Origin of the sequence: Lysinibacillus canaveralius (assembly GCF_047301505.1) — a bacterium.
Classification (GTDB): domain Bacteria; phylum Bacillota; class Bacilli; order Bacillales_A; family Planococcaceae; genus Lysinibacillus_B.
In genome coordinates this window covers 1586706-1607314 of record NZ_CP154840.1, presented here as the reverse complement: position 1 = coordinate 1607314, position 20609 = coordinate 1586706, and the positions used below count along the sequence as shown (strand labels likewise).

The window sequence follows — 20609 nt, the reverse complement described above, 5'->3', positions numbered from 1 at the left end:
AGTATCCGTTCTACGTTATTTAGAAAAGTAAACAAAGAAGCTAAACATTCATTAGCTTTTCAATAGAAATCAATGAAAAATGGGCAGCTGAATTCCGTCCTGATTTGAACTATTGCTTTGATTGGGCTGCCTTCATTTTTTCCCGAACTCAATTCTTTAGGTTGTGTATTTCCTTCAATCCATACCTTTCCTTTTTCAATTTTCTTATCATAATAACCTGCAAAGTATATTTCAAATCCGACCTTCCTTGTATCTTCACCAGGTACTGAAAATATGTTGTCTTTATTGTAGTAATCATATAATTCTTTTTCGCTTAATTCACTTTCAATTTCAATAAATGACGCCACTGTTGGATAACCGCCACTTCCGGAAGGCCCTCCCCCAAATAACACTCCATAGTCAAAATTTTCATCAACTATCTTCGTTTTATCAGGAAGCGGATAGTCAGAAAGTTCATCAGCAAAAGACTTCGCGTATAAGTATCCTTGACCGAATAAAGCATATATCAGTACGCCAATTAAAACGATTGAAATGGAGGCAATCGCTATCTTTTTTGATTTCATTCAAAGTCCCCTCCCTCGGAAAATCTCTCACTATATTTATAATCTATGTAATGGTAATACAGCGCTCTTGTTAGCTGATCTTTACGATTTTCAGGCTTAAATTCTGATGACCTAAAGTTTAGTATCTACCCGGCCCAGCATGGTGCAGTCTCGTTTTAAATTAAGTTGTCAGGGTAAAAGAGCCTATGTACACATCTAAAATAGCTAAGTATAAAACAGTCGTTTAGAAAGGATTGATTGGTCATGACAAAGAAAGAATATCCAGAAAATATCCCGGCCCAACAGCAGGATATCCAGCCAGGTATGGAAATGGAAATGAAGCCGCGCCCTGATTTCACAAAAAATCTAGCGGGAGCAGCACAAAGACTTTCCGGGAAAACAGCTTTGATTACCGGTGGGGACAGCGGTATCGGACGGGCTGTTGCCATCGCGTTTGCAAAAGAAGGAGCCGATGTTGCGATTTCTTACCTCGATGAACATGAAGATGCGGAGGAAACGAAACAGTATGTTGAACGCGAAGGAAGACGCTGTCTGCTTATTGCCGGTGACATTGGAGAGGAAGCCTTTTGTAAAGGGCTTGTAGCTGAAGTCATCGAAGCATTTGGAAAGCTTGATATTCTCGTAAACAATGCCGGCGAGCAGCATACACAGACCTCTTTACAAGACATAACAACAGAACAACTAGAACGAACATTCCGCACAAATATTTTCAGTATGTTCCATGTCACAAAGGCAGCGCTAGACCACTTAAAGACAGGAAGCTCGATTATAAACACAACTTCCATTACGGCCTTCCAAGGAGCGCCGAACTTGATCGATTACTCTGCAACAAAAGGCGCTATCCTGGCATTTACTCGTTCATTAGCCGGCTCCCTTGTAGAACAAGGAATCAGAGTAAATGCTGTAGCGCCAGGTCCGATTTGGACACCGCTGATCCCGGCATCGTTTAGTGCTGAAGAAGTCGCGGGATTCGGTAAAGAAGGAGAATTCCAAACACCGATGAAACGCGCGGGCCATCCTAGCGAGCTTGCACCGGGCTATGTATATCTCGCTTCAGATGATTCATCTTATGTATCCGGTCAGGTACTTCACATCAATGGCGGTACCCCATTTTAACTTTTTTGCAGAAGGCGATAAATCGCCTTCTTTTTATTTTCAAGTAAAAAAGAAGGCCTTCCCCATTTAGTAACCGTTCACAAACTGTTCGATAACGTCCAATTCGTCAGCCGTTAGCTCCCTTTTCAACTGCTCCTGATATTTATTTACAATCTCTTTCTTTTCTCCATTGCAAAGCTCGGTAAGATGAGCAATCGTTCGTAGCGTACGTACTTCCTGCTCAAATTCCTCTTTTGATAAGACGCCTGTATGAGAAAGAATATACGTATCTGCATCAAACGCTTCCAGTTTGTCTAACAGCTGAAGTGTTTCATCAATTTTGTAATGCCACTTCTCTGCATATAACCTGCAATAAATAGCATCGCCAACGAATAATACTTTTTCTTCCTTTACATAAATGACAACGGAATCGGAAGCATGACTCCCCCCTACTTGCTCAAGTATGCAGGTAATACCTCCAAGATCTATTTCCAGTCTTTTTTCGAATACGGCATCAGGCAGTACAATAGAAATATTTCGTTCATCCGGATATTCCTTTTTGATAGCTACTGCACAAAATTCAATTTCTGTTCCTTCCCGGACCCGATCATCAATCGCTTCATCGGACCAGGACAGCGGTTGTAATTTTCGCATTTCTTCTTTTGTTTCTCTTGATGAAATAATCAGCGTATCCTTTAAGGCAGGCAGGCCAAAAATATGATCCCAATGCCAATGTGTTACCGTAACGATAGTTGGATGCGGCACATTGCGTTTTTGTAGTTCTTTCAAAAAATAGCTGGCATGGCTCTCCGAGTTGCCCGCATCGATCATCAATGTTTTTCTATTACCAACCACCATTCCAACTACAGGACGGTCTGTTTCAGCTATCGGTGTACTGTACCAAAAACGTTCACCAATTTGCTTAATTGAATGCATATCCTCCATCTCCTTTGCTGTCATAATTGCCTTGTTAGATTCCAATCTAGCAACAAACGGCTGTAAAATCAACCACTATCAGCTATCCTGTTCGCATGATAGCTGCTTGTTATGAAATTAGTGTAAAACGCTGAAATGTTATAATAAACTTCAGCACTACAATTTTTCTAAAAATATTTGAAAAAGCTGAAACCTTTTAGGTATCCAGCTGCCTCTAACTAATGAGAGGAGTGAAATACATAGATGAAGCATGATCTGAACACGGTGGAAAGGGCTGTAAACGGAGACGCTGAAGCTTTTGAGGAATTGATTGCTACAGAAAAGCAGCGGCTTTTTTACAAGGCACTCTCTTATGTCGGTAATAAGGAAGATGCATTAGATGCTGTTCAGGAGACGCTGTACAAGGCTTTCCTGTCAATTGGCCAGCTGCAGCAACCACCCTATTTTTCTACATGGCTCTTCAAAATATTAATCCGTGAATGTTATCGGCTGCAAAAAAAGAGACATCAGCTTATACCTCTTGATGACGATGAAATGATCACACGGCTGGAGCAATTAAAGGAGGAAAAAAAGGAGGACTACGTAAGCGAGGCCCTTTCAACATTACCTCCTCCGCAGCGGTCGGCTATCGTACTGTTCTATTATTACGGCTTTTCCGTCCGGGAAATCGCGGACATGATGGAGAAGCCTGATGGAACCATCAAAACACATCTGCATAGAGCCAGAAAAACACTGAAGGCACAATTGACTGCTGTCATGAACAAAAACATCAAAATAACGGAGGTTGTTCATTTGGTTAAAGAAGAATTAGAAAAAATTGCTCGATCGCTCGCACAAGTTCCGCAGGATTTCCGTAAAATCATTGAAAATGTTGAAGAGAATGAAACGTATTTTTCCTGGATCGATGAAGAACAGGAAAAAGGAGTTATAGGTGTAAAGCTTGATACAGAGGGGCGGCTTACATACCTGACAATCGATATGCTACAGGAAAATAATGCGACCGAATCCTCTCTAACAGTTGAAGAAAAGCAAGCGATAGCGGAACAATATCTTCTTCAGCACTACCCGGATGCATTGCAGCATTTCACCTATCATCGTGCAAAAGAACTTGAGCACTGTAACTGTACCCGCTTCTATTACGAGCAATTGGTGATGGATATTCCGTTGAGCCATGCGGGAAGTTATATTGATGTGAATGGCGAGGGAGAAGTTATCCTTTTTAATTACAAGGGAGTAAAAACAGCACCGCCTATTCCCGAGCAGCTTATTTCAACGGAAAAGCTGGCAGCGCATGTGCTCGATCAGCTGCAGTTTGAGCTGGTCGTTGATAAAATGCATAAGGAGCTATACGACGTGGAGGAAGACTCGTTACGTCTCGTCTATTTACCGCAGCCATTCTTCATGAAATATAAGGCAGCCGACATGGAGCCTCAGTTAACGCTTGAACAGGAAAAGACGGCACCCGAAATAACAAGGCCGCTTCCCTCTCTTGCTCCAATCGAACGAACGGAACTATCCAGGGAGGAAATCATCGGCATAACGGATACGATGGAAATCATTCGGGAGGTCGAATGGGGAAATGAACTGGGTATTGTCTGGCGGGATCGCAACTGGACGCCAGGTGAAAATGACCTATCATTCGAAGCCTATTTTAAAGAGCATACGGAAGAAACCGTAAAAGCCTTCGTATCAGAAAAAACAGGAAATGTTCTTAGCTTCCTATGGTTTCATAAACGTACCGGCAGCCTGCAGCTTGGGCGAGAAGCATGCTTTGAAAAGGCGCTCTGCTTCCTGCAGCTTGGGCGAGAAGCATGCTTTGAAAAGGCGCTCTGCTTCCTGCAGCAGATGATTCCAGAATTTCTCCCATATGTACAATACATTGTCCCGGCGAATGATGAGGACGAAAAAAACGAAACGAAGGAATTTTTCTCATTCAAATTGCTGCAGGAACAAGGGATACCGATTCAATCGGAGTTGATCAGTGTAGCTGTTAATAACAGCACCGGTCAAATTGACCAATATTCTGGGCCTAGAATTGACATCCAGCAATTAAAAGACCTGCCGCATGGGCCTGTCATTTCTCCGGAACAGGCATTTGTACGATTCAAGGAGCATTTGAATTTTCAATTAGTATGGGATAAAGAATATGATGATGAAGAGGAAATCTATACGTTAGTTTATAAAGCATGCGACCGCTATACAAAAACTGCCATACGGGCGATCGACGCAATCTCCGGTGAGATAATTTGCGATAAAGACTAAGTACTATAATGGACACTTCCAGCGGATAAATAGAGAAACGCCCTGCATCATGCAGCGGCGTTTTTACATAATAAAAAGCTATTTGACTAAGTTCATATACCGGTACCGAACGATACAAGCGGCGACAATCCCGATGACCGCAACAAAGCCATCAAATATAAAAATATGGGCAATATCCCCTCTTTTTGCGATTAATCCTGTCGCAATCGGTAATGCTACTGCTGCAACACTTGAGGCTGTAGCAACAAGGCCGGTAACAGTCCCCTTCTTACGCCAGAACAGCTCTGTCATAATCGTGATAGCCAGCTGTAAAATGCCTGCAGTCGAAAACCCTAACAAAAATGAGCCGACTACCATCAAAGAAGAATCTTTCAATGTCAAAATAAGCATGACGGTAAGAGCGGTCAAAATCGGATAGATAATGAGCACCGTAACAGGCCGAATCAGCCTGTTCAGCACAAATGCCAAGATCAGTACTGATAGTAACGAGCCCATACTATAATAGCTCAATAACTTGACCGAATCGGTAACTGCTAAGCCTATAACCTGTTCCCCATAACTTGGCAGCCAAATTTGTGCAACTGTAAATAATGCGGTAGAGGTAAATCCTATGACGATTAGCGCAATCCCCTCAGCCCAAAAATTAGGTGTTATCTGCTGGCTGTTTGTTTCCAGCCCTCCATCTACCTCAAAGGCCTCAGATACTTCTCCTTGTTTTGGGAAACTGGACCAAATTAATATCAATAGGTTGATAACATAAATAATTGCCAACAAATAAAATGCATAGCCGTAAAACAGCTCATTTTCATTTAAAAATAAAATGATAAATGGTAAAAGGATTGCCCCAATAGCCATAAAAGCTTTCACCATTACATTGGCCGATCCTGCTTTTTTCTTGAACATTTCCACAAGTGCCGGGTAAGACCCTGCATCCATCGCTGCATTTCCAAAACCAGCTAGAATAGCAAAGATGAGTGCTGCATAATAATTCGTTGTAAGCGGTATGCCGATTGCAAAGACAGCCATCGCAATACTAGCAAAAATCAACAGTGGTTTCCGCCCTATTTTATCCGACAAAATGCCGAAGCTGCTGTATGAAAGCAATTTACCAAAGCCAATCGCGGCAATAATGTAGCTGACACCTGTCCGGTCTGTATCCCATTGTTCCGTTAAGTATGCCATATGGGATGATAGAATAATATTAACCATTCCAAGCAGGAAATAGTTGCTGTAAAGTCCTACTGATGCTTGTATGTATGAAGTTCTCATGTCATTCTCCTTCTATCTCAGCGCCTTTACTTTAACACTTTAAATCATTAAAGAATACTATGTCAATATATTTTTAGTGATTTAGAACAACCCGCCTATATATGAAGCACTATCATTCCTTCTTGAGAAATAGAAAAACCGCATCCGTCGTTAGATTTGGCTAACATACGAAATGCAGTTTGGATTACGTTTAAGATTTTGCTGAAAACTGCTGACCAAATTTTTGGGCAATCGCTAATACTTCTGCTGTTTTCTCGGGCTGTAAAATATCTTGCATTTTAGGAACAAACTGCAGCGCGTCTTCCTGTGTAAATGTTCCTTCTTGCTGCTTTTTAAAATTTTCCGCAAGCAATGCCTTTGCTTCCTCTATTTTTTCCGGTTTCACACGCTCTAAAATATAATGATAAAATTTTTCCTGACCTGGATTCATATCATTTCCTCCTTTATTTTTGGTTCATCGGCCTTATTACTTCCCTACCGTCTTCTATCCTAATATAAATGGCATCATCATATGGGAGAAAAGAGTAACGTGGTGCTCGTCGAAATGAAAGATAACCTCTTATTTCAAATCATCTTTTGATATTTTCTCATCTCGAATACCTTTTGCCAAATAGATAATCAGCATGATTGCGCCAGCCCCAGCGATGAGCATACTTATGATGAAGCCTGTCAGCCATAGACCAAATGTCAGCTGCATGTCTGCATACATAAAAATAGCGAGCATTACCGCTCCTATAAACATCATCACAATTCCTGTGTTTTTCAATGGTGAACCTCCTCTTGCTGCCTTGCAAAAATATATCTACTCATCCATCTTACATATTTTTATCAGTTCTCACAAATGTATGCTAATACCTTCTTATCTTTATTAAAAGAGAAAGGCTTATTATACAATCCCTATTATGAGTAAAAGCTTCCACATTTATCTGGAGTTATCGTTGATTCAATAATTGCTGAGACACTCTGTTCATTGATGCACTTTATAAATGGAGTATCCTTTATCGCTACTGATTATTTGAAAGGGACTAAGTTTTTTATTACTATGAATTAATGATAAAATTAAATATGGAAAATTTGAACAATATTTAAGGTTTGTGTCGTCTAATTTATAAGTAAAAAGAGGTGAGACATCATTGAATAATGACCAAATCATAAAATTAGAGTGGGCTATGAATGTTCATGGGGAAAAACTAATCCGCCTAGCTTATACATATGTAAAAGATCAACATATTGCTGAAGATATTATACAACATGTATTTGTAAAGGCTTATGAGAAGCAGCACCAATTTAAAGGCAAATCTTCTTATGAAACGTACCTATATCGAATGACAATCAATCTTTGTAAAGACTACTTAAAACGCTGGTCATTTAAAAAGCTTTTTTATACAGAACATATGCCTGAACGGAATATGTCTACCTCAGCGGAGGAAATGTTTATTCGGTTTGAAGAAGATTTTGAATTAGGGGAGCAAATACTATCTCTGCCTGTTAAATATCGTGAGGTGATTATTTTTTATTTTTACTTTGATTATTCCGTTAGCGAGATGAGCAGCACCCTAAAATTATCAGAGCGTACAATATACACGAGATTGCGTCGTGCAAGGAAACGACTGAAGAAAAATTTAGCCGAGCAGGCAGGTGATCGTATTGACTAGATTGACAAATGAAATGGTACAGCGAGGGATTGATGCACATGTAGCAGCACAGCAATTATTTACATCGAAATTAAAAGAGAGGATTCATGAGCAGGCCTTGCAGCACGAGAAAACATTACAGCGGAAGCCTGCTGTGAAAAGAAGGACTCTACTTCTTTCAGTAACAGTGGGCCTTATGATAGCAGCCGCTGCATTATTTTTTGTTTTGGACCAGCAAGTGCAGGCCCCTATTGTCACAACAACTATCCCATCCCATGAAGCAGCACTTTCTTCCGAGTTGTTTGACCAGGCACTGAATGGCTTTTCTGCATTAGGAAGCAATGATTTCGAGAGGATAAAGGAGCATTTTCATTCGAACGTAAAGATAGATGAAGTAAATAAAACGGTCCAATTTTCAGGAGACGTCGAGCCAGTGCAAACTAATTATTTTTCGGCAGCCAATCATTATTCCCTCGAGATCCAGCCTGCAATTAAACAAGCACTGGACGGTTTGTATGTCATTCTGAGAAATGACAATGACTCATTCGAGATTCATTTTCAACGTGATCTGCTAAATGGAGATGAATATCGTATTTCCTCCATTATTAACGGGAATTAGTCACTGGCTTCCTATAAGCAATGGTTAAATAGAAACTCTTCACCCTTATAGTATAAAAACTCCCGCCTAGGCGAGAGTTTTTTCATTAATGGCTGGGTCTGCTGTTTTTAATGAAGATAGACCCAATCAAACCAACAATGGCTACAACCAATACAACAATGAATGCGTGCTGGATACCATAAGCAAGCATATCCAGCGGCTGCCCGGCGCCGTGCTCTGCTGCATAGCTGTCTTGACCTGCTGTGAACATCGTAATTGCCACTGCTGTACCTGCAGCACCTGCTACTTGTGTTAATGTATTCATTGCTGCTGACCCATCAGCATACAGCTGCGGCGGCAGCTGATTCATTGCGTTTGTTTGGGATGGCATAATTGTCATCGAAACCCCTACAAAGAAAACACATAATGTTCCCACAACCTGCCATACCGGTGTTGTAGAAGAAAGAATCAGCAGCATTAAAATTGAAGCTGCTGTAATCAGCGTAAAACCAATACGAGTGAACACGCGGGCTCCAATTTTATCAAAGTTTGAACCGACAAGCGGCGACATGATAATGTTCAAAATGTTAGCTGGCAGCATTAATAATCCTGCTGCAATTGCTGTATAGGCTAATACACTCTTTAAATACAGAGGAATTAAGATTGCTACAGATAAAATCATGAACAATGTTGCAACCATTAATACTGTACCTAATGCAAACATTGGATATTTGAATACGTGTAAATTGATCATTGGCTCCGGCATCTTGAATTGACGCACGGCGAATAGCACTAACGCTACGATACCAACAACGAGCGGTACCCAAACTAATGGGTCAGAGAATGGACGTTCTGCTAATGTTGCCAGAGCATACACGAAACCGCCGAATCCAATCGTCGATAACAGTAAGGAAACAATATCAATTCTTGGTTTCGTGATAGCAGAAACATTTTCCATTTTAGGTGCACCGACTATTAATAGCAGAACGTACAACCCAATCATGATCCAGAAAATATAGTGCCAGCTTGAAGCGCTGATAATTAAGCCTGCAATGGTTGGTCCCAATGCCGGACCCGCTGTTAATACTAAACCGACAATCCCCATAACTGGACCTCGTTTTTCCATAGGGAAAATCATCAGCACGACGCTAAACATTAATGGAAGGAAGATTCCCGTCCCGATTGCCTGAATTAAACGGCCCACTAGTAATACAGTGAAGTTTGGAGAAATGGCTGCGAGCAATCCCCCAATTAATGAAATTACTAAAGCGCCTACGATTAATTGACGCGTTGTAAACCAACGCACTAAATACGCTGATAAAGGAACTAAAATAGCTAAAACTAATAGATAGCCTGTTGTTAGCCATTGGGCTGTTCCCGGACTTACTGTAAAGTCTGTCATAACGTCTGTCATGGCCATGTTTAAAGCCGTTTCACCAAATAAGCCGATGAATGAACCAAACATTAAGACAGCCGCCATCCATTTTGGACTTTTCACTTGTAAATGTGATTGCATGTGTAACTTCCTATTCTTATTTAAATTTTCGGGATTACTAACAGGAAGAAATATTGCAGAGAAATGAGCATGCTTGCCTTCTTAAGAAAGCTTCTCTACTCCCTTTTTACCAAAAGTTTAAATATCCATATAGCATGTTTGGCATACCACATTAGCCAGTTCGTTCCTATATGAATGCTTATCTGTACAATATCGTTCCTATTATACCGAACGGTCTATTTGCAACTATAACAAATAAATCCTTAAAAATTCAATGTTAATTTTAAGTTCTTTGTTTTACACAGACACATTTTAGACACATTTAAACTACCTATTTTTGTTTGTCTTTATCCTCTCGTCCAATGAATTCCTCCAATACGAGAATATAGCTTATTATCAATAAAATATTATTTAGTCCTAAAAAATTCATATTCAACGATTCCTTTTCTTTAGGCAATTGTATATAATTTATAAGTCTTGTATAGGAAAAAAGAAGGGAAATTGATGATGAAAAGAAAGAACAGTCTAGTTTTTAAGCTCTCGGCCTTAATTATAGGAATTTTCACAGTCTTATTTGTTATCTATGCGCTGATGACAAGTATAACTAGCCATAAGGAAACTATAAAAAATGCAGAAAAATTTGAAGTAACAGATACAGAACGGGTTGCATTAGGGCTAAGTCAACACTTTCGTGAGGTAGATGAATCCTTAACTACAACAAAGCAAATTTTAGAAATGTTATATGCACAAGAGAAACTGCGTGCAACAGAAATTCTCTCCATCTTACAGGCAAATTTAGAAGGCAGTCCTAATGCTATCGGGATGTCTGTCATTTTTGAAAAGGACATGCTGACAATCGATCCCCTTTCTGCAGAGCAGCAGCCACTTATTGATGCGCAAGGGAGATTCACTGTCTATATACAAAAAACAAAGGATGGCTCTGTACTGCAGCCTGCCTCAGGTTATGATACACCTGGAGCAGGAGATTGGTATTTAGTCCCTAAAAACGAAAAGAAGCCTTTATTTAAAGAACCATTTACATATGAAGAAGATGGGAAAGAAAGCATGATGACCACGTTATCCGTCCCCCTTTTAACAAAAGATGGAAACTTTATGGGGGTTCTAATGGCGAGTGTTTCACTAAATTTCTTAACTGAATTAACAAAGGAAATTACACCTGCCGGAGGATATGCTAGTGTAATTTCGAATGACGGAACAGTAATCGCCAATAGTCTGAAAGAAGCTATGAACAGGACGAATATGAAGGATGCGATTGACTGGCAGCCTATAAAAGATGCAATAGACCGCAGTGAAACAGCGTCTACATACGTTGACTCTAAAAGCTTTAATGAGCGGGCTTTCAACTCATTTGCACCCATTCAGCTAGACGGTTTTGAGGAAACATGGGCTATTCAAACCGTTCTGCCCCGCTCGGTAATCATTGAGCCTTTTGTAAAAATCGCTACTACTACAATTTTTTGGGGCATCGCTATTATGGTGTTAATGGGCCTTTCAACAGCCTGGTTTATCTATCGACATATCAAACCGCTTATGAACGTTCAAAAATCCATGGAACGCGCGGCTTCGGGTGATTTATCGGAAAATGTCGATACAACGCGTTTGAAGCAGGATGAAATCGGCTCTGTCGCCACATCGTATAACTATATGCTGAACCAGACTAACGAAGCGCTTGCCGGAGTACTAGAAGCTTCTTCGCGTATGACTAATTCATCGGCACTCGTAAACCATACATTTGAAGAAATTGTTGCTTCCAGCCAGGAAGTTTCAGCGGCAATAGGAGAAATTGCAGTTGGTGCAGCGAAGCAGTCAGAAGATACAGAGCAGACTAGTGAGCAAATCGGCAGGCTTGCAGATCAAATTACCGTTATCTCAAGCCTTTCCGATAATATGGATCATCTATCGCAGCAAAGTATCCAATCGACTCAGAATGGACTGGAGCAGGTTGGCAGACTTCGTGAACAAAATGTGGTTGCCAATCAAATGAATGAGCAAGTTGAACAGCAGATTCATGCCTTGACTGACAAAATTGCCGGAATCAATCAAATCATTACATCTATTCAAGACATTACAGCTCAGACGAACCTGCTTGCATTAAATGCAAGCATTGAAGCAGCCCGCGCTGGTGAACACGGAAAAGGCTTTGCTGTCGTAGCAGAAGAAGTGCGCAAGCTTGCCGAACAATCCAGCAGAGAAACAAGCACAATTCAGCAGACCGTTCAGGAAATATTGATTCAAACAAAAGCAACGATCGAAGTTGTAAATGAGAACACTAAATCCATGAAGACTCAGAATGAATCAGTTGCAAATACAGGGCAAGCTTTTACCCGTAATGCCGAACTAACTGAGGAAATGAACAGGATTATTGGAGAACTATCTGCGAAGCTGGCTGAAATGGTTGCAAATAAAGACCAAGCCATCCTTGCTATTCAAAGTGTTTCAGCAGTTTCAGAACAAACAGCCGCTTCTGCCGAACAGGTAAGTGCATCCTCTGTCGCACAGCAGGATGAATTACAGAAAGCAGCTGAATCTGTTCAACAGTTGACACGCATTTCGGTAGAGCTGAAACAGATTGTCGAACGCTTCAAGCTCGCTGAAAATAAAAAATAATCGCGCCGCCTTTCATACGAGGACCTTGTTCCCCCTATTATAAAGGCGTATATAAACAAACCAGCTGCCAAATCTAAATTGGCAGCTGGTTATTTTAATAGGTGGACTTTTATTTAACATAAAAATAGACGCACTCCTTGTAAGAAATGCGTCCCCTAGTTAAAGACAGCTAAATAGATTGCGACAGCAACTATTATGAGAAGAATAAGTATGCCCGTACCTTTCCAGCCTAAATCCCCAATTAAATCTTGAAGTCCTCCACCGTGGCTGCTTCCTCCAGGGTTCCCTTTTAATTCTTCTTGTCTCATTCTTTCTCTTCTTTCTTCTGGACTTTCTTTATCGTGATTCAATGAATACACCTCTGCTATCATTCTAGTTAATATGCTTTCGCAATTGAACGAAACTTTGGTTTAAACCCTCTTACATTTTAACATAAATATCCAATCCCTCTGATGGTTTTACACTGAATAATTTCTCTTTTCATAAAGAAAAGTACTTTCCTGATTTTCAGAAAAGCCGCCAATTGTTGAAGGTCGTTGGTAAATAAAAGTTCCCCTTTCGTTTTCTAAAAAGAAACTGCCCTGCCAATCTCGTTATGTAACTAAAATTTACCGCCAAAAAAGGTTACCATTTGCATACCATTCACTGGTTACCCATCGAGGTCTTTGAAATTAAACCATTGGTTATTCATAGTACCGTAAATTAGCTTTAGATTGTCTAGCTGCCAGCTTCCAAGCAGCCTCATTTTAAAAGTGGAAATTTCCCTTATAGGGACACTCTAAGCTTTAGAAAATTATGATTTATGAAAGTTCACCTTATATATATTTGTTTCTATAATTTCCGTTATGTATTAGGTGATTAACCGTGGCGGATTGACTGCTGTTTGAATAGATTAACAATAGTAATTACCATAATTACAAAATAATGATTATTGGGCTGTAAAAATATTATTTAGGGGTGAAACAATGGAAAATTTAGATAAAGAAAAGCAGGGAATGAATAATACCCTCGCTATAAAAAATAGTGGGAATTCCGAAAACTGTTTGGACATTTTCACTAAATCTAAATCTGAAGTCGACACTGCTGTAAAAGCAGAAGCCGACCAAGAACAAGAGCAGGATATTGATTTTGAAATGGAAGGCTAAATGAATAGATCACTTTTAAACTAACTTTATAAGGAGGATATTGAAAATGAAACCTAGTTGTGAAAATAAATATTATTTAGAGGAACGCGCTCGGAAATCTTCAAAAAAACCGGATAAAGGGCACTGTGAAAACTTCAATAACTCGGCAGTAATAGAGAATAGCGGAAATTCCAAAAACCATATTAGTTTATACTCAACGGCTAAGTCAAAAGCGGAATCAATTGTGAAAGCAGATGCTGCACAGGATCAAGATCAAAGAATTGACTTTTAAAAGAAGGGCGTATGAATGATGAATAATGAAAAAATGCCTTCTGATTCTTCTAAAGAGAATATGGATAAAAAAACAAAAACAGGTATAGATCATTTAGTCCAATCGAAAGTCTCTAATAGCGGAAATTCGACCGTGAATATAGATATTACGGTTGAAGTGGATGTAAAACCAATTGCCTTTGCGATCATTTACTCTCTTTATGTCACTAATCAACTAACAGAGCAGGAGTTAGATAAGGCGTTAAAAAGGTTAGAATCTTTTACTGGTAATTTAGAGAGTTCGCCTGTAGAGAAAGGTCTATCTCCTAATGGAGAGACAGATGAATAAAACGATTGGTATTCTTGGAGGAATGGGGCCTTTTGCAACGGTAGATTTATTTAATAAAATTTTAGAGAATACTCCTGCTGAAGTAGATCAGGATCATCTTAAAATTATGATTTATAATAACCCAAAGATTCCCCCTAGAGTTCATCCTACTTTTCAATCTGCTAGTCCCCTGCCGGAATTAATTAAGTCAGCTGTCATTTTGCAGGAAGCTGGTGCAGACTTTCTCATTATGCCTTGCCATACTGCCCATATTTGGTATGAAGAAATACAGAAACATCTAACGATCCCTTTTTACAGCATTATTAAAAATACAGTAGTTTCAATAGATCAGCTTTATGGAGGCAAAGAAAACAACAAGCTCCTGCTTTTGGCTACTGAAACAACGATCCAGTCAAAATTGTATCAGCGCGAATTTGAAAACAGCTCCTTCTCCATTACTATCCCAAATTCAGAAGAACAGAAAATTGTAGATAAAGCGATAAAATCGGTTAAAGGCGGGGATTTAAATCCTCGCAGTTTAACTATGGATAAATTAAATCAAATTATAAATCGTTATAAGGATGGCGGTGCTTCATTATTAGTGGGATGCTGTACTGAAATACCGCTTATGTACCCTCTTTTTCAAACAGAGATGGAACTGGTGGATCCAACCCTTCTTTTAGCAAAACTAGCTATAGCAAAGGCGATGGAAGAGGAATAGTTCTTTTAACTGGCTTTTATATAAGAATAGTTAAATAACTAATAGTTCCGTCTCTTTTGATTTTCCATTCATTATTTTTTCGGGAGGTAACATCTATGAATCAACTAAAACCAGACATACCAGCGATAGGTATTACTGGGAGTTCCGGCAAAACCACAACACGGGAAATTCTCTCCTCTATTTTAGAGCAGAAATGGAAAGTGTTAAAAAATACAGGCAATAAAAATTTACCAACTAATACGCAGCAAATTGCAGAAAGCTATGACTCTTCAATTGATGCAATCATTTTGGAGCTTGGAATGGGAAAACCGGGGGCAGGCAAAATACATTGCAGTTATTTACAACCTAACATTTCAATCATTACTAATATTGGAACTGCCCATTATGGGAACCTTGGAAACAGTATTGAATCTACTGCTAAAAATAAATCTGCCTTAATTAAATATATGAAACGGGATGGACTGCTGTTACTCAACGAAGATGACGATAATTCAAAACTATTAGATACAAGTACATTTAAGGGAAAAATTATTACGATTGGGATAAATAAAAAATCTGATTACCGAGCTAGAGATATTAACTATGTTCAAAGAGGAATGAAGTTTAAAGTTCTTTTAGATAATGTAGAAGAGCAGCTTTTTATTCCTACATTTGGAGAACATATGATTTACAATACATTATTTGCGGTGGCTCTTTCTCATCATCTAGGTTTTACTGCAAGTGAGATTCGGGCTGGACTCGAAAACTTTCAAATGCCGATTAAGCGATTGAACATTATTGAATTGCAAGATCAGTCCATTCTTATTGATGATACAGTGAATGCTAATCCTCAATCTGTAACAGCTGCACTCGATGTACAGGAGAAACTTGGAAAAGGAAGAAAACAGATTGTTGTGTTAGGAAGTATGCTTGAGCTGGGTGATTATTCCGATGAAGGTCATATGGAGGTAGGCTCCTACTTAGCTACTAAACAGGTAGATGCTATTTTTACCTATGGTCGGGCGGCGAAGTTTATTAATACAGCTTTGTTAGATGCAGGCTATCCCGCAGAAAAGGTAAAACACTTTAAAGACAGGGATGATCTTCATAGGGAGCTGAAAAAAAGCATTGAAGCAAATAGTGTCATCCTCGTAAAAGGATCTAGCGCCATGAATATGAATAAGACCGTTTCCTATATAAAAGATAGATTTTTTTACTCAATAGAAATAAAAGCCGGTAGTAGTGAAAAAAACATTTATCTTAATAGCCGGACTCTTGAAAGTGTTGATCCCGAAGCAGACGAGATAACTCTCCACTTTGGACAATTAACGAAACGCTTGAAAATAAAAATCGATAATGATTTAAAAACTGGAGAAATAATTATCCCCCAAAACCTAACAAAGCTTATCTCCATTCCACTTTTACCCTACGAATATTATTTTATAAACAACCACTTATACTTGGGACCGGTTATTGGGATGATTGTATACACACGTTATATGAATGATCCCAATCAGCAGTTGCTGCGTTTTGCTGACTATGAAAATATTAAGGGACTAATATTCCTCTTTTTCCCTAAAACAATTGATAAATGGAATAAAACGATCTCAGGATGTTACTACGACCCTGAAAAAAGATCATTCGTAAATGGAGTTTTTCCATTTCCCAATGCTATTTTCAATCGGATTCCTTTACGAAAAGCCAGGTATGATTACCTGAAGAAAGAAATAGGAGATAAAATCTTCAACTACCCTTATGGGAACACAGATAAATTTGAATTTTGGAATTTAATGTATAAACAACCTGTTATAAAAAATTATTTACCTAAAACAAAGAAATTCGATAATGTAAACGGCGTATTGAAGGCACTGGAATATTGTGACTCAGTCTATTTAAAACCTGTCTCTATGGCAGGAGGCAATGGCATATTTCATGTTAAGAAAATGGATGATCATTATAAGTGGACAGATATAGAAGGCAATACAGTTGAAATAAAAACTAAGAAGCTGTTATCTGAAACCCTTCAAAAGCAATTGATACCGAATAAAGAATATATCGTTCAAGAGGAAATCCTTACATTTACTAAAGATCAAAACAAGCTTGATTTCAGGATTTACCTCCAAAAGGATTACTCGAAAAATTGGAGATTATCCGGGCTGGAAACAAAGGTCGGCAAAAAAGACAGCATCATTGCAAACTCGCAGAATAGAGAAAGAATTATCCCGGGAGAACAAGCGCTGCAGGAATTTTATGGACTAACTGAAAAAAAAGCAAAAGCAAAAATAGAAGAAATAGCGAATGTATGCATCCTAGCATTAAAAGTCATGGAGGCAAAAGGATATAAATTAGGGGATGTTTGTTTCGACTTAGTAATGGATAAGAACAAAAAATTCTGGATTTTAGAAGTACAAATTAATTATGCAGCTGAAATAAAAGCATTTAGAGATGAAGGAGAACGCAGAATTCTTCCTTTTATCCTTCCAACACCTTTTGAATATGCAAAAGCACTTTCGGACTTTTAGAAGCTAAATAGGAACACAACAAATAAAATAACTCTATGAATATAAAAGATGGCTAGGCTACGCTGAGTTGGTCAGATAAAATGACGGCTTCTTACAGGGGTTAGGTTATTGTACCATTTGCGCGAGATTTCTTTTCATACAGTACTATATCTAATAAAGAAGGAGCGATTAAATGACTTTTTTTCCAGGCGGATTTCCAGGTGGATCTCCAGGTAGCTTTCCTGGCGGGACACCAGGCGGATTCCCAGGTGGATTTCCAGGTGGATTCCCGGGTGGAACACCAGGCGGATTCCCAGGTGGATCTCCAGGTGGATTCCCAGGTGGAACACCAGGCGGATTCCCGGGTGGATTCCCAGGTGGAGGTTCTGGCGGCTTTCCCGGCCAGCCTAGTAACAGACCCCCTAGTTCCGGCGGTTCAGTAACCCCTCCTCCCCCATCCCAGCAGACAATTAACCAGTTCCAGTATTTAAGCCAGAATCCTCAACAGGCTCAAAGTATGCTGCAACAACCAGGAGGCCAAGGAGGCGTTACGAGATTTGCGGCAGGATGTGACGGCAGATGGACGACTGTACTCCTGAGAAACGGCCAGCTGTTTTTAATGTATGTACTTTCTTCCAGCGTAACAGGTAACACAACAGGGATTATCTGGCCGAATTACACGTTTGGTTCATTCCCTTCCTCAGCTATTGCTGCCTATTCTTGTTGGTAAAACTAACAGGGGCTGCTCCAGGGTTTATAAAAAAATGAGTCTATTGAAATGAGCAATGCCCCTCTTAGTTAAATAGATTTTTACTTAATCTAAATTACATGCTGGCTTTTCCAGCAGTTTCTTCATTCCCTTCAGCATTCGGGTTGCGTCTTGCGGCCCAATGATGCGGGGATTTTTATATAGCAATTCGAAAACGGCCTGCACACCAAAACAAGCATTTTTTTCCAAAAGAACTGAAACTTTTAATGCTTTTACACGTAAGTAAGTTAGATGGAAAACAGCAAGAAAAGGAGCATAGTATGAACGTTACATATTATAAGATTTCTGAAAAAACACCGAAGATCCGTAATCTGCATGAGCTAATCACATCTGTACTAACAATCTTTGTCTTAATAGCTTTGCTTGTTTGTACTCATATTTTTTCTTGGTGGAGCTGGGTTGAATATGTTGTATATGGCTTACTCGTCCTCACAATCTTAGGCGCATTCTGGGCCATATTGATTGAAACGCCGCTATTTTATAAATCATTTCACTACGGCCTAACAGAAGATTACCTATTTATCAAAAGCGGGATATTTACCATCTCAGAAACAGTCGTCCCTATGGCAAAAATTCAGTCAATCGAGCTGAATCAGGGGATGCTGATGCGTAAATTCAACGTCTTTTCGGTTACTGTGACAACGATGAAAGGCCACCATGCGATTCCTTACCTAGATGAAGCGGTCGCAAAGGAAATACGTGAAGAAATCGCAAAGCTGGCTCGCTTAAAGGAGCTGGACGAATAATGACTTTCCGATACCCGAAAATAAAACTAGTATTCGATGTCATATCATTGATTCAAGGCTGGTTCTTCCCTATATTTTTCTTTTATATTTTAAAATTCAATAGTGACGGGACGTTTTGGACCATTCTAAAAGTACTGCTTGGTATTGTTCTAGTAATTGGTCTGTTTAACCGCTTTATGGAGACATTGTTTACACGTATTGAATTCTTACATGAAGGTGCCCGCGTCTATACAGGTGTATTTTCTAAAAAGGAACGCTTCGTGCCTAAGGAAAAATTCGAAAACGTTCAAACTTCTACTTCCATTATTCAAAAGCCCTTTGGCGCGACCCAAGTGACAATCGAAACAGGTGATGCGACTGGTGACATTCAACTTACTTTTGCACCTCAGCGTTTTGTTTCTACGCTGCAATCCTACATATTAGCTGCAGACGACAGACCGAGTGATGAAAGTGAAACTGAGATTCACGAGCAACAGGCAGACAAGCCGGCTCGTACGACATTATTTACACCTTCTACCACAGATTTAATAAAGGCATCCTTAACTTCCTTTAGCTTTTTGGCGATTTTCCCAATCGTCTTCTCATTATGGTCTGACTGGAAGGTTGATGAGTGGCTGCCATTTGAATTATCGGCACTTCCGCTAGCGCTAATCATTGTTCTCATTATTTGTTTTATTATACTTGCAATTGGATTCGGCGTTTTCAAAACGTTTAATGCTTATTATCGTTACGAAATTTCGATGGACGATGAGCGCATTTATGTAAAAAAGGGCTGGCTTTCTTCACACAGCTTTTCTATTCGGAAAGAAAAGGTGCAGGCTGTTATTTATAAGCAAAGCCTTTATCAGCGTTTATTAAAGGTAACGACTATCCGTTTAATTTCTACCGGGGAAATACTTGCCTCTGAAGAACAGCAAATTAATGAATTTTTCCCGTACTTACCGACAGCAGAAGCGAATGAGCTTATCGCACAAATGCTGCCTCACTTTATATCGCAGCAGCCCGAACACCGGATAAGCAAAAACGCGAAAGCACTAATATTTTTGAGACCTCCGATATTCAGCTTGATTGTATTACTCGGTGCTTTTTGGCAGGACATCTTTTTCTACTTGGCTGCCTTTACACTTTTGTATACGTATCTATCGCGCTATTTGCAATATAAGCATTTAGCTTTTGCAATGAATGAACAGCATTTACAAATCACAACAGGCGACTTCACGATAGAAACGATCGTAACGAGACGGCCTAAATTAATAGAAATGGAATTCAAAAGCTCTTCATTACAGCGGCGCTTTAACGTTATGAATATTCGTTTTGCAAATCGTGCCAAGCCGATTCATATCAGTACACTCCAAGATATCGATCAAGCATTCCATCCAGCATTCCTGCAATGGTTTAAAGCGCGTAAAGATGAAGTTCATTCTGAACGAACACCAATCTAGAGAAAAGCCGCAATAGTTGCCTCTATTGAAGGGATGAGAATTACAAAACAGTTCAAATAGAAAAGAGGATTCTACATGGAGAAAAAGATATTTAGTGTTTTCTTTTTAGCTATCCCTATTTCATTAATGATTCTACTAACAGTCATTAAGATAAGTGTGCCAAATACTGATTTTTGGATCGCCTTCGAATCCTACCTTCCAATTATTGTGTTCCACTATATGATAGTTAGCTTTTTTTGGGTAATCAAT

General features: G+C 39.4%; 20 protein-coding genes. 13 read left to right on the top strand and 7 right to left on the bottom strand.

Features of this window, described 5'->3' with window-relative positions:
• Nucleotides 1-59 precede the first annotated feature (59 nt).
• A complete protein-coding gene (locus AA0Y26_RS07990) occupies nucleotides 60-563 on the bottom strand; it encodes a hypothetical protein (RefSeq protein WP_413366693.1) in 504 nt (167 codons plus the stop codon).
• Between the two features lie 243 nt (nucleotides 564-806).
• Here AA0Y26_RS07990 and AA0Y26_RS07985 point away from each other — a divergent pair, with 243 nt between their 5' ends.
• Nucleotides 807-1679, top strand: a complete 873-nt coding sequence (locus AA0Y26_RS07985) for an SDR family oxidoreductase (RefSeq protein ID WP_413366691.1) — start codon at nucleotides 807-809, stop codon at nucleotides 1677-1679.
• A 66-nt stretch (nucleotides 1680-1745) separates the two neighbouring features.
• Here the strand turns inward: AA0Y26_RS07985 and AA0Y26_RS07980 are convergent, their stop codons facing one another.
• Nucleotides 1746-2594, bottom strand: coding sequence for an MBL fold metallo-hydrolase (locus AA0Y26_RS07980; protein ID WP_413366689.1), 849 nt, complete (start codon nucleotides 2592-2594; stop codon nucleotides 1746-1748).
• A 243-nt stretch (nucleotides 2595-2837) separates the two neighbouring features.
• Between AA0Y26_RS07980 and AA0Y26_RS07975 the strand changes: the two genes are divergently transcribed.
• Nucleotides 2838-4856 (top strand): sigma-70 family RNA polymerase sigma factor, encoded by a 2019-nt coding sequence (locus AA0Y26_RS07975; protein ID WP_413366687.1) that lies wholly within the window; start codon nucleotides 2838-2840, stop codon nucleotides 4854-4856.
• A gap of 78 nt (nucleotides 4857-4934) precedes the next feature.
• Here the strand turns inward: AA0Y26_RS07975 and AA0Y26_RS07970 are convergent, their stop codons facing one another.
• From AA0Y26_RS07970 to AA0Y26_RS07960, 3 genes are all read right to left on the bottom strand, one after another.
• The gene (locus tag AA0Y26_RS07970) at nucleotides 4935-6125 is read right to left on the bottom strand and encodes an MFS transporter (protein ID WP_413366685.1); all 1191 of its coding nucleotides are present in this window, start codon (nucleotides 6123-6125) and stop codon (nucleotides 4935-4937) included.
• A 190-nt stretch (nucleotides 6126-6315) separates the two neighbouring features.
• A complete protein-coding gene (locus tag AA0Y26_RS07965; RefSeq protein ID WP_413366683.1) occupies nucleotides 6316-6555 on the bottom strand; it encodes a hypothetical protein in 240 nt (79 codons plus the stop codon).
• Nucleotides 6556-6684: 129 nt separating this feature from the next.
• Complete coding sequence (locus AA0Y26_RS07960; RefSeq protein ID WP_413366681.1) at nucleotides 6685-6891, bottom strand: hypothetical protein; 207 nt, start codon at nucleotides 6889-6891, stop codon at nucleotides 6685-6687.
• A gap of 367 nt (nucleotides 6892-7258) precedes the next feature.
• Between AA0Y26_RS07960 and AA0Y26_RS07955 the strand changes: the two genes are divergently transcribed.
• On the top strand, nucleotides 7259-7780 hold the full coding sequence (locus tag AA0Y26_RS07955) for a sigma-70 family RNA polymerase sigma factor (RefSeq protein ID WP_413366679.1): 522 nt from the start codon (nucleotides 7259-7261) through the stop codon (nucleotides 7778-7780).
• Nucleotides 7773-8378 (top strand): hypothetical protein, encoded by a 606-nt coding sequence (locus AA0Y26_RS07950; RefSeq protein WP_413366677.1) that lies wholly within the window; start codon nucleotides 7773-7775, stop codon nucleotides 8376-8378. Before AA0Y26_RS07955 ends, AA0Y26_RS07950 begins: the two co-directional genes overlap by 8 nt.
• A gap of 85 nt (nucleotides 8379-8463) precedes the next feature.
• On the opposite strand, the gene AA0Y26_RS07945 is transcribed toward AA0Y26_RS07950, so the two are convergent.
• On the bottom strand, nucleotides 8464-9873 hold the full coding sequence (locus AA0Y26_RS07945) for a DHA2 family efflux MFS transporter permease subunit (RefSeq protein ID WP_413366675.1): 1410 nt from the start codon (nucleotides 9871-9873) through the stop codon (nucleotides 8464-8466).
• Between the two features lie 483 nt (nucleotides 9874-10356).
• On the opposite strand from AA0Y26_RS07945, the gene AA0Y26_RS07940 reads away from it, so the two are divergent.
• Nucleotides 10357-12480: a methyl-accepting chemotaxis protein gene (locus AA0Y26_RS07940; protein ID WP_413366673.1), complete on the top strand. Its 2124-nt coding sequence runs from the start codon at nucleotides 10357-10359 to the stop codon at nucleotides 12478-12480.
• A gap of 155 nt (nucleotides 12481-12635) precedes the next feature.
• Here the strand turns inward: AA0Y26_RS07940 and AA0Y26_RS07935 are convergent, their stop codons facing one another.
• Nucleotides 12636-12830 (bottom strand): DUF6366 family protein, encoded by a 195-nt coding sequence (locus tag AA0Y26_RS07935; protein ID WP_413366671.1) that lies wholly within the window; start codon nucleotides 12828-12830, stop codon nucleotides 12636-12638.
• A gap of 615 nt (nucleotides 12831-13445) precedes the next feature.
• Between AA0Y26_RS07935 and AA0Y26_RS07930 the strand changes: the two genes are divergently transcribed.
• From AA0Y26_RS07930 to AA0Y26_RS07895, 8 genes are all read left to right on the top strand, one after another.
• Complete coding sequence (locus AA0Y26_RS07930) at nucleotides 13446-13625, top strand: hypothetical protein (protein WP_413366669.1); 180 nt, start codon at nucleotides 13446-13448, stop codon at nucleotides 13623-13625.
• A gap of 46 nt (nucleotides 13626-13671) precedes the next feature.
• Nucleotides 13672-13896, top strand: coding sequence for a hypothetical protein (locus AA0Y26_RS07925; protein ID WP_413366667.1), 225 nt, complete (start codon nucleotides 13672-13674; stop codon nucleotides 13894-13896).
• A 15-nt stretch (nucleotides 13897-13911) separates the two neighbouring features.
• Nucleotides 13912-14223: a hypothetical protein gene (locus tag AA0Y26_RS07920; RefSeq protein WP_413366665.1), complete on the top strand. Its 312-nt coding sequence runs from the start codon at nucleotides 13912-13914 to the stop codon at nucleotides 14221-14223.
• Complete coding sequence (locus AA0Y26_RS07915) at nucleotides 14216-14923, top strand: aspartate/glutamate racemase family protein (RefSeq protein ID WP_413366663.1); 708 nt, start codon at nucleotides 14216-14218, stop codon at nucleotides 14921-14923. The genes AA0Y26_RS07920 and AA0Y26_RS07915 overlap by 8 nt, the downstream gene beginning before the upstream one ends.
• 95 nt (nucleotides 14924-15018) lie before the next feature.
• Nucleotides 15019-17424, top strand: coding sequence for a YheC/YheD family protein (locus tag AA0Y26_RS07910; protein WP_413366661.1), 2406 nt, complete (start codon nucleotides 15019-15021; stop codon nucleotides 17422-17424).
• A gap of 172 nt (nucleotides 17425-17596) precedes the next feature.
• Nucleotides 17597-18133, top strand: a complete 537-nt coding sequence (locus AA0Y26_RS07905; RefSeq protein WP_413366660.1) for a hypothetical protein — start codon at nucleotides 17597-17599, stop codon at nucleotides 18131-18133.
• 299 nt (nucleotides 18134-18432) lie between these two features.
• Nucleotides 18433-18918, top strand: a complete 486-nt coding sequence (locus AA0Y26_RS07900) for a PH domain-containing protein (RefSeq protein ID WP_413366658.1) — start codon at nucleotides 18433-18435, stop codon at nucleotides 18916-18918.
• Nucleotides 18918-20360 (top strand): PH domain-containing protein, encoded by a 1443-nt coding sequence (locus AA0Y26_RS07895; protein WP_413366656.1) that lies wholly within the window; start codon nucleotides 18918-18920, stop codon nucleotides 20358-20360. The genes AA0Y26_RS07900 and AA0Y26_RS07895 overlap by 1 nt, the downstream gene beginning before the upstream one ends.
• The last annotated feature ends 249 nt before the right edge of the window (nucleotides 20361-20609 follow it).

What these genes read in the sequence shown, in the direction of transcription:
- AA0Y26_RS07990 (WP_413366693.1), bottom strand. Translation starts at nt 563, where the DNA reads ATGAAATCAAAAAAGATAGCGATTGCCTCCATTTCAATCGTTTTAATT.
- AA0Y26_RS07985 (WP_413366691.1), top strand. Translation starts at nt 807, where the DNA reads ATGACAAAGAAAGAATATCCAGAAAATATCCCGGCCCAACAGCAGGAT.
- AA0Y26_RS07980 (WP_413366689.1), bottom strand. Translation starts at nt 2,594, where the DNA reads ATGCATTCAATTAAGCAAATTGGTGAACGTTTTTGGTACAGTACACCG.
- AA0Y26_RS07975 (WP_413366687.1), top strand. Translation starts at nt 2,838, where the DNA reads ATGAAGCATGATCTGAACACGGTGGAAAGGGCTGTAAACGGAGACGCT.
- AA0Y26_RS07970 (WP_413366685.1), bottom strand. Translation starts at nt 6,125, where the DNA reads ATGAGAACTTCATACATACAAGCATCAGTAGGACTTTACAGCAACTAT.
- AA0Y26_RS07965 (WP_413366683.1), bottom strand. Translation starts at nt 6,555, where the DNA reads ATGAATCCAGGTCAGGAAAAATTTTATCATTATATTTTAGAGCGTGTG.
- AA0Y26_RS07945 (WP_413366675.1), bottom strand. Translation starts at nt 9,873, where the DNA reads ATGCAATCACATTTACAAGTGAAAAGTCCAAAATGGATGGCGGCTGTC.
- AA0Y26_RS07940 (WP_413366673.1), top strand. Translation starts at nt 10,357, where the DNA reads ATGATGAAAAGAAAGAACAGTCTAGTTTTTAAGCTCTCGGCCTTAATT.
- AA0Y26_RS07930 (WP_413366669.1), top strand. Translation starts at nt 13,446, where the DNA reads ATGGAAAATTTAGATAAAGAAAAGCAGGGAATGAATAATACCCTCGCT.
- AA0Y26_RS07925 (WP_413366667.1), top strand. Translation starts at nt 13,672, where the DNA reads ATGAAACCTAGTTGTGAAAATAAATATTATTTAGAGGAACGCGCTCGG.
- AA0Y26_RS07920 (WP_413366665.1), top strand. Translation starts at nt 13,912, where the DNA reads ATGATGAATAATGAAAAAATGCCTTCTGATTCTTCTAAAGAGAATATG.
- AA0Y26_RS07915 (WP_413366663.1), top strand. Translation starts at nt 14,216, where the DNA reads ATGAATAAAACGATTGGTATTCTTGGAGGAATGGGGCCTTTTGCAACG.
- AA0Y26_RS07910 (WP_413366661.1), top strand. Translation starts at nt 15,019, where the DNA reads ATGAATCAACTAAAACCAGACATACCAGCGATAGGTATTACTGGGAGT.
- AA0Y26_RS07905 (WP_413366660.1), top strand. Translation starts at nt 17,597, where the DNA reads ATGACTTTTTTTCCAGGCGGATTTCCAGGTGGATCTCCAGGTAGCTTT.
- AA0Y26_RS07900 (WP_413366658.1), top strand. Translation starts at nt 18,433, where the DNA reads ATGAACGTTACATATTATAAGATTTCTGAAAAAACACCGAAGATCCGT.
- AA0Y26_RS07895 (WP_413366656.1), top strand. Translation starts at nt 18,918, where the DNA reads ATGACTTTCCGATACCCGAAAATAAAACTAGTATTCGATGTCATATCA.